The sequence below is a fragment of the Pseudoalteromonas sp. GABNS16E genome, assembly GCF_028598715.1.
GTDB classification, from domain to species: Bacteria; Pseudomonadota; Gammaproteobacteria; order Enterobacterales; family Alteromonadaceae; genus Pseudoalteromonas; species Pseudoalteromonas atlantica.
The window spans coordinates 21,357-34,238 of the sequence record NZ_JAQREZ010000048.1; the positions used below are offsets into that span (position 1 = coordinate 21,357).

General features: G+C 39.1%; 10 protein-coding genes and 3 pseudogenes. 5 read left to right on the plus strand and 8 right to left on the minus strand.

Features of this window, described 5'->3' with window-relative positions; genetic code table 11:
* Window positions 1–84: 84 nt before the first annotated feature.
* Complete coding sequence (locus PSI06_RS16560; protein WP_273604349.1) at window positions 85–1,452, minus strand: alkaline phosphatase PhoX; 1,368 nt, start codon at window positions 1,450–1,452, stop codon at window positions 85–87.
* A 206-nt stretch (window positions 1,453–1,658) separates the two neighbouring features.
* Here PSI06_RS16560 and PSI06_RS16565 point away from each other — a divergent pair, with 206 nt between their 5' ends.
* The 3 genes and pseudogenes from PSI06_RS16565 to PSI06_RS16575 all read left to right on the plus strand — a co-directional run bounded on the left by PSI06_RS16565 (window position 1,659) and on the right by PSI06_RS16575 (window position 5,869).
* Window positions 1,659–2,807, plus strand: a complete 1,149-nt coding sequence (locus tag PSI06_RS16565) for a hypothetical protein (RefSeq protein WP_273604348.1) — start codon at window positions 1,659–1,661, stop codon at window positions 2,805–2,807.
* Window positions 2,808–3,092: 285 nt separating this feature from the next.
* Window positions 3,093–3,887 carry a hypothetical protein gene (locus PSI06_RS16570; protein ID WP_273604347.1) on the plus strand — a complete coding sequence of 265 codons (795 nt, stop codon included), beginning with the start codon at window positions 3,093–3,095 and terminating at the stop codon, window positions 3,885–3,887.
* Between the two features lie 266 nt (window positions 3,888–4,153).
* Window positions 4,154–5,869 (plus strand): annotated as a pseudogene (locus tag PSI06_RS16575) (SulP family inorganic anion transporter).
* A gap of 268 nt (window positions 5,870–6,137) precedes the next feature.
* Here the strand turns inward: PSI06_RS16575 and PSI06_RS16580 are convergent.
* Window positions 6,138–6,665 (minus strand): hypothetical protein, encoded by a 528-nt coding sequence (locus tag PSI06_RS16580; RefSeq protein ID WP_273604346.1) that lies wholly within the window; start codon window positions 6,663–6,665, stop codon window positions 6,138–6,140.
* A 620-nt stretch (window positions 6,666–7,285) separates the two neighbouring features.
* On the opposite strand from PSI06_RS16580, the pseudogene PSI06_RS16585 reads away from it, so the two are divergent.
* A pseudogene (locus tag PSI06_RS16585) lies at window positions 7,286–7,483 on the plus strand (SulP family inorganic anion transporter); the annotation flags it as partial.
* Window positions 7,484–7,537: 54 nt separating this feature from the next.
* Here the strand turns inward: PSI06_RS16585 and PSI06_RS16590 are convergent.
* The 4 genes from PSI06_RS16590 to PSI06_RS16605 form a co-directional block, all read right to left on the minus strand.
* Window positions 7,538–8,215, minus strand: a complete 678-nt coding sequence (locus PSI06_RS16590; protein WP_273604345.1) for a glutathione S-transferase family protein — start codon at window positions 8,213–8,215, stop codon at window positions 7,538–7,540.
* Between the two features lie 448 nt (window positions 8,216–8,663).
* Window positions 8,664–8,918 (minus strand): hypothetical protein, encoded by a 255-nt coding sequence (locus tag PSI06_RS16595; RefSeq protein WP_273604344.1) that lies wholly within the window; start codon window positions 8,916–8,918, stop codon window positions 8,664–8,666.
* A gap of 15 nt (window positions 8,919–8,933) precedes the next feature.
* Entirely contained in the window at window positions 8,934–9,743 is an 810-nt protein-coding gene (locus tag PSI06_RS16600; RefSeq protein ID WP_273604343.1) for an NERD domain-containing protein, read from the minus strand.
* A gap of 119 nt (window positions 9,744–9,862) precedes the next feature.
* Entirely contained in the window at window positions 9,863–10,453 is a 591-nt protein-coding gene (locus PSI06_RS16605; RefSeq protein ID WP_273604342.1) for an acyl carrier protein phosphodiesterase, read from the minus strand.
* Between the two features lie 311 nt (window positions 10,454–10,764).
* Between PSI06_RS16605 and PSI06_RS16610 the strand changes: the two genes are divergently transcribed.
* Window positions 10,765–12,093, plus strand: a complete 1,329-nt coding sequence (locus PSI06_RS16610) for a sodium/glutamate symporter (protein WP_273604341.1) — start codon at window positions 10,765–10,767, stop codon at window positions 12,091–12,093.
* A gap of 78 nt (window positions 12,094–12,171) precedes the next feature.
* Here PSI06_RS16610 and PSI06_RS16615 read toward each other — a convergent pair whose 3' ends face one another.
* Window positions 12,172–12,405, minus strand: coding sequence for a ChaB family protein (locus tag PSI06_RS16615; RefSeq protein ID WP_273604340.1), 234 nt, complete (start codon window positions 12,403–12,405; stop codon window positions 12,172–12,174).
* A 13-nt stretch (window positions 12,406–12,418) separates the two neighbouring features.
* Window positions 12,419–12,760 (minus strand): annotated as a pseudogene (locus tag PSI06_RS16620) (superoxide dismutase family protein); the annotation flags it as partial.
* Between the last annotated feature and the right edge of the window lie 122 nt (window positions 12,761–12,882).

Consider the following 12,882-nt stretch of genomic DNA (forward strand, 5'->3'; position numbering starts at 1 on the left):
CTAACGGATTTGGTAAACCTACAAGGATTGTTAAAATACAAACGCCTAGTATAGGCATGCTAAGCGTTTGTATTTTTTACCACTTTAAAGCTTAAAACTATCCCAAGGACCAGTAATAGCCAACGTTTTAGTTGGCATGTATACGTTTACAAACAAGGTTTGCCCGTCAGGTGAAAAACACGCCCCAGCAAGCTCTGTTTGCGCATGCAATTTAGCAAAGTTATACACCTCTCCTTTGGGTGTCACCCCGCGTAAATGGTTATTCACCGTGTCTGTGTATTGATCCTCACATACAATTAAATGCCCGTTAGGTGCTACCGTTAAATTATCACCAAAGTTGTATAACGACTCGTTTGTACTTTCTACAAATAGTTGTATTTTACCAGGCTCATTTTGCTCTAACTCAGTGCCTTCGTTTTTTGAAGGTGTGTACTTCATTACCTGACCTAACTGCTTTTTGCCCCCATTAGTACAGCAAAAATAAAGCTCATTTTTACCCCAATGTATTCCCTCTCCTCGTGCAAATAAGGCTGCACCTTTTTTATAACCTTGCTTACGTAGGTCATCATTTGGGCTTTTAGGGTTTGTGAGCGTTATCCATTCAACTAAAAGGTCGCTGTGTAATGGCATGGCCGGTGAATCCCAATTTCGGCTATCAAACTGAGGCTGGTTTTTAATTACCATAGCTTGCAATGTGCCGCCTTTATTTAACTTATCGCGATGATGAGGAATAAACCGATAAAACAAACTATCGCCTCTATCTTCAGTTAAATAAACAATACCGGTTTGTGGGTCTATTGCTGCGGCTTCATGATTAAACCGGCCCATATCATATAATGGCTCTGGCTTAATTAGGCCTTTGGCGCTGGCTGGTACCTCAAAAATGTAACCGTGAGATTGAGACAAGCCATCGCTTTTATCCATAACGGTTTCTTCGCAGGTTAGCCAACTGCCCCACGGCGTTACACCGCCTGAGCAGTTTCTTATTGTGCCACACAGCGATAAATACTCTTGCTCGCGCTTTTGCTCTTTTAAGTTATAAATTATATGGCTAGTGCCCCCAGGCAAAGCTACACCATTTTTAAATGAATCATAGGCTAAAGGGGTTTTGTGGTTACTAATTAAATCAGATGCTTTATTAATGTGTTTAGGTTGTAGCTCATGGTTACGTATAAGGGCTACGCGTTCGTTATCTAATGCAATACAACCCATGCCATCAGCACGGTCGGGTACGTCTAAACCATCATCCATTTTATCGCCAAGTGCCGATATAACCCGATAACTAAAGCCTTTAGGTAAATCTAATAAGGCCTGAGGGTCGGCTATTAATGGGCCATAAGCAGGTAACTTTGTTGTTACTTCAGGTAAAGCAACGTTACCCATTGCGCTGCGCGATAAGCCAATAAACGCAAGCGAGCCTGCACTTAATAAAAGCTCTCTTCTAGAAACCATTATTTTATTCCCGTGTTTTTTATTAAATCTATAGTAAATGAAATAACCCGCTAGAAGTGCGGCGCTTTGCTAAATTCATCAAAATGTAATCATGTAACATCCCATCCGTACCAGATATCAGTTAATTCAACTTTAAATAATTGCCCTCACTGTTTAATAGTAGGATAGTAAGTTACTCAAATAACAACGGCTTAATTAGGAGTATCATGATCAAAGTATTACTAGCAACCAGCTTAATTGCCTCTTCATTCGCAGCTTTAAGTAATCCACTCACCGTTGAAGAACAGCGCATTAGCAAAGCGCAAACAGCTATGCCTACTGTGTTAAACGCCTTTAATAAAGAAGTAACCACCTTTGAGCAACAGTTTAAAGCACTCAATAACTTTAAAGAGGCAAAGCAGCTCATTCAAACCTATAGTTTTGAGCTGTGGGAAAGCGCTAAGCAACGCATTATTAAAACTAACAATTACGACGACCGAGCACTTTACTGGGCGCGCTTGCTTTCAAGCAAAATAATACGTACAACCGCAGCTAACGTTGAGCTATCTGACGCGCAAATAAATACGCTGCTAAGCATGCTTGAAGAGGGCAGCCGAGGCCGCACCGATTTAGCTTTTTCATCAGGCAGTGATAAAAAAATTATACTTACCGGATTTGACCCTTTTTTACTCGACAAAAATATCAACCAAAGCAACCCATCTGGGGTCGCCGCATTGTTACTCGATGGCCAAGTTATTAATTACAATGGCGTTAGCGCCGAAATTAACACAGTTATGGTACCAGTACGCTACGAAGACTTTGACCAAGGTATAATAGAATCACTCCTTGCCCCTTACTACGCACTTAATAACGTCGACATGGTTGTAACGGTTAGCATGGGCAGAACCGAGTTTGATTTAGAGCACTTTCCTGGTAAACGCCGCAGCGTAACCGCGCCAGATAACGCCAATATTGTCTACGGCGGTACGCAAACAAGCCCTGTTATACCCCAGTTAAATGGCCGCCCATTACCTGGTAATGAGTTTGTAAAATTTAGCCTACCAGTAAGCGCCATGCAAAACGCCAAAGGCCCATATAAAGTAATCGACAACCGCGAAGTAACTACACTCGATAAAACCTTTAAAGCCGGCTCGTACGGCGCGCTTAAAAACAGTGTTGCGGTAAATGGCGGCGGGGGTGGTTATTTGTCTAACGAAATATCGTATCGTAGTATTCGACTGCGTGACGCGCTAAATTCGAGCATTCCTACTGGGCATATCCATACCCCGCGTATTCAACAATTTGAACCCGAAACAGAAGCCAACATAGTTAAACAAATTAAAGCAATGCTCACGCAAAGCTTAGTGGCGCTGTAGGTTTATAAAAGTAAATTTAAGTGTATTAAAAAAGGGCTATATTTGCCCTTTTTTATTATATTAACCAGTCTTTTGTAATTTTTTATAAGAACTACAATACTTTAACTGCATCGGCTAAATTACCACTAATATAATTAGCTCAAAAACACTAACCCACGAACCACTCTATTAACAGCTAAAAGCCACAGTTTATGTATTCACTTTTAAAGCCAATTTGCAGCTTTACCATAAAGTATCTAGTATTCATAAATCGTGCTTAAATTTGGTACAAAAAAAGGATGTCTAATGTCATTCGAATATACATCTAAAATATTACTCACATTAGCTTTAATGTTAGCGTTAACTGCATGCGGCTCTGGAGGTAATGACTCTAAAATAGCTGAGAATAAAGAAACACTAATATCACCACCTGTAACTAATAACAATCCACAAGGTGATTACAAAATAATTATTTACGGTAATAGCCATAGTTCAAGTTTAGGTACTTTATTAGAAACCATAATTACACATCAACTATCTAACAGCTCAGTACAAACAATGACTGTTGGCGGGCGGTTTTTAGATGAAATAGCCGAAGTAGACTCTAATATAGATAAACTAAGTGAAAATAACTGGAGTCATGCTATTTTTCAAGGCCAGAAATATTCGCAATCAGGAGCCGTTGACTACCCGACCGATGCCACCGAGCGTTTACTCTCAGTTGCTAAAGAACAAAAAACAACCCCCATATTATTTCCAGAGCATCCTCAAAAAGGGGATCCCATAGAAGCAAAGCTGGTTTACGACCTCCATTTATCAATCAGTAAAAAACAACCTAGCTGCATAGCGCCTGTTGGCTTTGTATGGAATCGAGTATTAGAAATAATGCCTAGTATAAACCTTCATAGTGCCGACGGTAATCACGCATCCTATGCAGGCAATGTCCTTACAGCGATGACCTTTTATCAAATCATTACCTCAGAATTAACAGACACAATGCCATTTATACCTGCTATAGATTTAACACAGCAAGAACAAGCCTTATTTGCACAAGTAGTAACAGAAGTACTTGAGTTATATCCGGCATGTGGAGCTAAATAATCTTAAAAAATTTAAAAACTAGATTTTAGATTTGGTTATTTCCAGAGGCGTTCGATATCAGTAGATTAATACCATGCACATAATCTGGCTAAAAAGACAAACGCCTCAGGAGCATTAACTTTTATAGTTAACTTTTCTGCCAAATTATAAATTTAATATCTTGATAAATAATCACCTGCAATTTATTAAAATAACCACCGTCCTAGCTATACTTATTTTGTTATTAAATTTACTATCGAGGCGTTACCACCAACAGGAAAATTGCAGTGCTGTCGCGTTTATATAATTTTATGCCGGGTTTAGCTACATTGCTGCACTACGAGCGACAATGGTTTGCTGATGATGTAAGAGCGGCGCTATCGGTAGCTGCCGTAGCTTTACCTGTTGCCATTGCTTACGCACAACTAACCGGTGTTAACGCCGCGGTAGGGTTATATTCTTGCATACTGCCAATGATGCTATATGCTCTTTTGGCACTTCCAAACTAATAGTTGGCCCTGATGCCGCCACCTGCGCCGTTATTGCAGCCGTAGTAACCGCTCTTGCTGCAGGTGACAGCTTTAAGCATTGGCAACTTGTTGTCACCATGACCGCTATGACTGGCTTTTGGTGTTTTATAGCCAGTAAATTGAAGTTAGGTGTATTAGCCGATTTTTTATCTAAGCCTATTTTAATGGGCTTATTAAACGGCGTAGCCATCACTATTATTGTTGGTCAATTTTCTAAAGTATTCGGTTTTACCTTTGACGAGCGCTACCTACTTGAACGCCTAGGTAGTATACCCTCCTACCTAGCGCAAACACATGTTCCCACCTTGTTAATGGCCTTGTTCACATTGGCGGTTTACTTTGCCATGAAACGCATAAAACCCACGTGGCCTGCATCAATGTTTGCCATTGCATTTGGTGCGTTTTTGGTATGGATTTTTGATTTAAAACAACATGATATAAAAACTATTGGCACCGTAACTGGCGGGCTTCCCGTTTTTAATACTCCTGTTTTTGATTTAGGAATTATTCGTGAGCTAGTGGTACCCGCACTTAACTTAGCCATTGTGAGCTTTGTAAGTATGATGCTAACTGCCCGCAGCTTTGCTGCTAAAAATGGCTACGACATAGACGCCGATAAAGAATTTAGAGCGCTAGGTATTGCCAATATAGCGTCAGCTCTTTCGCAAGGTTTTGCAGTCAGTGGCGCCGACTCACGCACCGCAGTTAACGATGCAACGGGTGGTAAAACGCAGTTAGTATCAATAATTGCAGCAGCTATTATTGCGGTCATAGCCGTTTTTTTAACAGCCCCCGCTTGAGTTTATTCCAAGTGCAGCGCTGGGTGTTGTACTTATTATTGCTTCTGTTCATTTACTCGATTTAAAAGCTGTTTGGCAATTAAAACGAAAAGATAAACAGGCATTTTATCTCGCCTTAGCCACCTTACTTGCGCTGTTATTTATTGGCGTTATACCAGGGATCACACTTGCTGTATTACTGGGGTTATTTCAATTTATTCGCACTGTTATGCGCCCAACCGACAATATACTCGGCGTAGATGTTAACGGTGTAGTAAGAAGTTTAGACGCCAAAGATAAAGCAAAAGCAGTGCAAGGCGTGTTTATTTATCGCTTTAATTCACCTTTAACTTACTTTAATGCCAGCTACTTTAAACGCAGATTACTTGAGCAATACGCAAGGCAAAAAGACGACACCCAATGTGTAATAATTGACGCTGTGCCCTGCTTTACTCACTTAGATTTAAGCGTAATGGCTATGCTTGCCGACCTCGACGATATATTTAAAAAGCGCGATATAAGGCTTGAACTTGCAGGTAGAAAACGTCAACTACTTTCGTGGTTTGATATTGCAGGAATGAAGTCAGGAAAAGAAGGTATATATATTCACTCTGATCTATATGTTGCGCTACAAAAAAATAGAGTAAGCCAGCCTACCGACGAAGTTGCCTTATTTGAAGCTCATACCAATTAGGAATAATTAGCCGAGTTGTAAAATATAAACGGCAATAAAAATAAAAAAGAGTCACTGTATTTTATTATTCGTTGAACGGCTAAGCCCCCTATTACTGTGTAAGTTATTTTCAATTCACTACATAAGCTATTTAATGGGCTAAAATAGCTAAATTATTAACAGGCTTCTGATAATGAAGTCACATTAATAGAGCAGCTAAGTTATAATACGGTTTAACCAACAACGCTATTATACAACCTTGTTGGTTAAATTATTATATCAATTAGCATTATAAAGTCGTCGATATTGATACAGCGTGTGGCTGCATAAGATCTTTTGCTTTTTCCATTTTCTCGTGGGAATCGGTATGTACAACAATCGCCCACAGACCCGAGCGAGTTGCTTCTCTTATATTGTTGATCAAATCATCGTGATCTGGCCTTAACGAAAAAGCTCCAGCAATTAGTAAACCAACAAAAGTACAAAGAATACTTATCGAAACATATGTTTCTAGGATGTGCTGTTGTAAAAATTCAAACTCTAATAAAAAGAGTATACTGGCAATGATCACACCAACAACAAGACCAACTACGGCAAATACTAAGTGTGATTTCAACATAGTTTTAGCAATTTTTTTATCTTCAGGCTCAACCTTTTCATCGTAATGTTGATCGTGAGGTGGAATTAGCCTTATGCTTTTTTTTACAAAGTTCTCGTCATTATTTAAAATATCAAAGGTTGCTTTAGCTTTATGTTCGCTGTTAAAAATACCGCCCACTTTAGTGGCTTTATCTCCACTGCTTATATTCGCTTTCATGGCTATTATCTCCGCATTAAATAAATAGTGGTTTAGTAAAACTACTAACACTAATTAATAAAAATTATTGATAATTGAAAATACGACTAATAAATTCACTTTATCATCATAAAAGCAATTGCAAGACTAACACCAACTTGATTGACGAGTAATAACTCAATTACCAAAGTAAATAAGCTTACGTGTAAATTAGAGGTGGAGGGGTTATCCTTTGTTTTTTAATACTTTTAGTACCTATTTAAATTCATCGATTATTCTAACCTTATTATTTTTGTTGCGAACTCTGCACTACAATAATTAATGTCCATATAAACCACCGTGTAGAATATACAAAAAATATTTCAAACCTCGAAGCAACTAAAAAGTAATAATTCAGTATCACCTTGTTGATAAGCCTAGCTATCATCAGGCGATAAATTAATAGCATACCCTCGGAGTTAAGTTTTGGGATATATGGCTTTAAGTTAGCCTTAATAATTTGTATGTGAATACTTATAACTTCAGGAAGGCCCGTTTTTTATTTCTTTGGATCTATGCTTAAATTACTGTGGATGAACCATATGTTCAACTTCATGCCAGTTAATTTAGTAATCACTTTAATCACATAAAAGAAAATACCAATCATTGCCAACATAGACGGAATACTTAAAAAGCGTGATATAAGGCTTGAACTTGCACGAATGAAATCAGGAAAAGAAGGTATATATATTCACTCAGACCTATACATCGCCCTAAAAAGAAATAGCGTAAGCCAGCATACAGAGGAAGTTAATTTATTCGTGGCAGATGAAAATAAAGAGGCGCTCACACATCCATAAAATACTAAACAGCAGATCAGCTAGCTGGCTCTGCTGTTTAGTATTAAGTACTTTTTATACTTTTGGGTAATTTGAAGGGAAAAACGCACGTTTGGCTTCTTCATCAAACTCTTTTTTAAAGGCGACATCGGTGCCAATTTTACGTGCACGCGCAACCGCTGGGCGGCTATCAATGCTTTCAAACCAACGTTTTAAATTAGGGTATGGCGCTAGGCCTTCTTCACCAAGTACTACTGGCGCTTTATCAATCCAACCCCAAGCAGATACATCAGCAATGGTGTATTCATCACCCACTATAAAGTCGCGACCTTCAAGGTGTGCATCAAGCACTTCGTAATGGCGCTGCGCCTCACGCAAGTAGCGGTTAACGGCGTAATCAAGCCCTTCAGGCGCCATGTGTCTAAAGTGTACGCTTTGCCCCGAATACGGCCCAAGGCCAGATGCTATAAACATTAACCATGAAAGCATTTCGGCGCGATTCTCTGGCTTACCTGCTAACTTACCGTGTTTTTCGCTTAGGTACATTAATATAGCGTTCGAATCAAACACACGAGTTTCACCATCAACAATGGCAGGTGCTTTTGCATTAGGATTAATGGCTTTAAACTCAGGTGTGTGTTGCTTACCTTTTAAGGTATCAAGTGGCACAAGTTCAAACGGTAGGCCTGTTTCTTCTAAAAACAAAGCAACCTTCATTGGGTTAGGTGTATGGTGAAAATAAAATTTGATCATAAAACGCTCCTAAAAGTAGTAGCTACAATTAAACCACAACTTGAGCGGTCGTTCAAAAATAGTTAGCTAAAGTACTTAACCAAACAACTCACCTGCATTAACCCTGCCCCTATATAAATAAATGTAACGCGCGCTTCTTCTTGTGCCTTTTTAATAAGCGCTACCAAAAAAGTGACTACAATAATAATTACACTTAATGCTAAGCCATATAAAAAAGAGCCACAAAAATGAGGTAAAACTGCAAGCAATCCCGCAATAATTAATGCGCCATAAAAAGCTACAGGCATACGAACATTAAACAATACACCCAGTAAGGCAGATACAAACGCAGACGCATATAAAATTACAATATGCCTAGGCCACGCGTAACTTAGTGGATGTTTAAAATTAAAGCTTGTAGGGTTTAAACTAGTAACCGCAGACGAAGTCGCGTGTATAAAAATACTAACTAATAAAGCGCCGATAAAAATGCAGCAAATGCCGAAACAGCACCACCGCCTGTATACCCTGCTTTCTCTTTTTCTATCACTATAACCACAACACTTAATGCCGCACTAAGCTGAAACCATTGCCAGTAATCGTTACTAAAAAGGGGGATTGCAGCAAAGCCAATTACGGGGACTAATATTTTGGCTTCTTCGTTTTTGTGTAATAAATAAAAAGCCATAATAGCTATATAAAACAGTGCCGTTACATCAGGCATAAAATCTACTTCCTTTTAAATTTCAACACTATTTCTACATTTAGGGAATGCACTACAGCCAAAGAACGTATTTCCTATATTAGTACCTTTCTTTGCTTTACGTAGTACCATTTTCTCACCGCAACGTGAGCATATCTGAGTTTCTGAGCGTTCTTTTTTTGGCGCCTGCTTATGTTCAATAATTGTTTTTACATGGCTTACATGTTGGCGATTTGTTTTAAAACTTGGCTTTAATTTTCCGCTTTCAATTGTATTTACTATATCGTTTTTAGTATTAGCACTAAGTACTCGCTCGGTTTTACTTTTAATGTACTCAATACCGCCGCGTGCAAACCTAACATTTTCAGGTAGTTTAGTTTTAAATGTGCTGTCGCCAATAAAAATAATAACCGAAAATAATGCGTTACTGTTTATACCTAAACACGACTCAAGTGTTTTTAAATGCTTGTAGTTTTGATGCAGGGGGTTTTGAAATTTTGATGAGTGTTTAAAAATTTTTTTTGTCCACATTTTTTGATTCGCTGAACCAAAAATCCAACCTTTCATGTTTTTAGTTTCCACCACAAACACACCAAACTCAGACACAATAATATGATCAATTTGCGTAGTACCATTTTCGATGCCGTTTTCAAAAGTAGGCAGCGTCACATTTTTAATTAACGTGTAATCTGCCTTATTTAAAAACAGTTTAATTAGCACATTAACTTGCCACTCTCCTATCGCTCCTTTAAACCAAGGTGTTTTAAAAACCCCAATACAAATAAACAGCGGTATAAAATACCAAAGCTGGCCTAATAACGTGGCCAAAATCGTAGAAAAATCCATATTTAGTTAATCCTTTAAGCTATACAAATGGCATAATAGAGCCGCGAAATTTAACAAAAATAAACTAGCAGTACACGTAATAATGCACGTTCAATATTAAACACATTTAAGCATTGTTTTTAATACGCCCTTTCTAAGGCATGTTCATTAACATGTTCAATTAACTCAGGGAAAAATGCTAAAAATACCGATTCTAACTCATGGTAGTTTTGCGCTATATCCTCAGCGGAACCAGCAAAGTTATTAGTAAAACGAATGCGTTTGGCTATGTTATCAAGCGCAACCCCTACCCCTTCTATAGTTTTGTATTCTTTAAACCAATCGTTTGTAGTCATGCTGGTTACAACATGCTGCATGCGCGCTGGCATAACCGCTATGCGCTCATTTAAAAGTGCGTAGCTGCTGCGTTTAAAATCATTTAAAGGGTGTTTGTTAAATTGCTGCCAATGCCTAATTAAAAAGTGATCAAACAGCACGTCAATCGCTACGCCTGCAAAGCGCTTTCGCTCGGGCGAAAAGTACTGTTTAGTGGTTTTTACTAAAGCGTGTGAGTCGGTAAATTTATCGACTAAGTAATGGTTTTCTAGTGCACTTTTAACGCTATTGGGCAGGTATTCTGCGTGCCTGCGTCCACCAAAATCACCTAATAAATTGCCAAAGTGTGAATCGGCTGTAGGCTTTGCTAAGTAAAGGTGAGCTAAATAATTCAACGTAATCCCAATGGGTTTAAACAAACTTAATTTTGCCAAATAGTAACGCACATTTAAGCGAAACTCACACGAGTGTTTAACGCACTCTCTGTGTATTTACCTAACACTTTAGTTTGAAAATTATACAAATACTCTGTAAAGCCGTTGCACTCAATTCAACATTAAATATTTAAAATAGAATTATCAATTACTTAAAATTTAAAAATCGCTGGAATATATATTGCTACTTAGCGTATTTAGCACTCAAACATGTATAGCTCTTTTTATTAGTGAGTAGTTAAAAGGAGCATAAAACATAGGTTAAATCAGTTATGGATATAGCTATATTTTTTAAGTCGTTACTATTACTGGCCTTTTTTTTAACGCTAGGTAATTTAATTAAGTACACATTTTTAAGGGGCTTAATTGTGCCCTCATCGTTAATTGCTGGCGTATTGGCTCTTTTATTAGGGCCACAATTACTCGGTGAGCATATTAATTTGTCGCTCCAAGGCACTAATTTATGGATAGATGAAAAGGTCACAAGCATATGGAAGGAGTTACCTGGGTATTTAATTGTAGTGGTGTTTGCAGGTTTATTTTTAGGTAAAAAAATACCTACAATTAAACAATCGCTAAATCAAAGCCTACCCAATTTAAGCTTTGGCTACAGCATTGCCATAGGCCAATATGTGGTGGGTATGATCACGGCATTATTAGTACTTGCCCCTTTATTTGATACCAACGAAGTTGCCGGCGCACTCATTGCGGTGGGATTTCAGGGCGGGCATGGCACCGTAGCTGGCCTGCAATCCACTTTTGAAAGTATCGATTTTGCAAAAGGTATGGACTTGGGGTTAGGTATAGCAACAATAGGCCTTATAAGCGCCATCGTGTTAGGGACTATTATGTCTAATCGCACCGATGGGGGCGACCAAGAACTTGAAATTAGCCACGACGAAAAAGTAGAGGTAAAAGACCGCCCGTTTGGCCTGCACTTTGCTATTTTAGGCACGGTTGTTATTGTTGCTTGGCTTATTCTTAGTGGCTTACAAGTAGCCGAAAAAAACCTTTTTGCCGATTCATCGGTAAAAATACTTGAGTACATGCCTTTATTCCCCATTGCGATGATGGTGGGTTTAGTGGTGCAAATAGTGCTTAATAAATCAGGCATGGGTAACTTAATTAGTCACTATCAAATAAATCTGCTTTCTAACCTCTCCCTCGATTTACTAATAATTGCCGCACTGGGTGCGCTTAACTTATCGGTACTTGCTAAATATTGGCAAAGTATTTTAATTTTAGGCGCAGTGGGGGTTGCCTATAGCGCAGCTATTTACTTTTTCTTTGGCGGGTGGTTTTTCCCAAAAGATTGGAAAGTGAGAGGAATTGGCGAGCTTGGGCAATCTATGGGCACTACGGCAGTTGGGCTGTTAATGCTAAAACAGGCTACCTCAAACCCAAGCGAGCATATTAGCCCCTTTAGTTACAAACAACCACTTTATGAGCCTGTGGTTGGCGGCGGTATTGTTACTGCCCTTGCACTTCCTGCCATTGCTAGTTTTGGGCCGTGGGCATTTACTATTATAATGGCGGTTATATTAGCCTGTGTAGTGGGTGGTTTTGCCTTTTATAAACGCCGCAAACACAAAAGCGAGTAGCCTAATTGCGCTATAAAAAAGCCGCTACAACTTTTGTAGCGGCTTTTTTATGCATTGGTTTTTTACTTGTACCAGTAACTAATTATTCGACTTAACCCAATTGCCATTATCATTTTTACTGTAGCTATTTTTAACCGCAGACCAAGCTACTTTATGCGCTGTGGTTTCGCGGTCGTCGTCGTTTTTTCTATCGCTTGGGTCCTCGTAGGTATCCCACGCGCTATTAAACGCCTCTTGATATATCTCTTGGGCATGTTTAGGTAAGTTACTTTTTACCGAATCCGGTAACTCGCTTGTGTTTTGATAAGGCATAATAACCTCCGAATTACTTAATTACGCCGCACGCAACACGTTTACCACCGCCACCTAATTTCTTGGGTTCGTCGGCATAATTGTCGCCCCCTTTGTGGATCATCACTGCGTGTTGTTTAAGCTGCTCAAGCTTGAGCCTTGGCGCTAAAACAGGCGATTTAGCTTCGCCACGCTCATTTACAAATAACGCAGGTAAATCGCCTAAGTGGCCATTACTCCAGGGTTCATCGTGGTGTTTAGCGCTGTTAGGATCAAAGTGTCCACCAGCAGCACCGGCCGGTACAACTTTACCGTTTTTTTGCTTTGGCTCGCAGCTAGCATATTGATGAACATGAAAGCCATGCTGCCCAGGCGTTGGTATGACTCCCACTGTCAAGTTAAACGCACTGATCCCTGCCTAACTTTTTAAGCCATAATTACTTTAGCTCGAATTAGAGCGAGTTAATACATAGGATGAAGCAAGTAATGTCGTCGGTT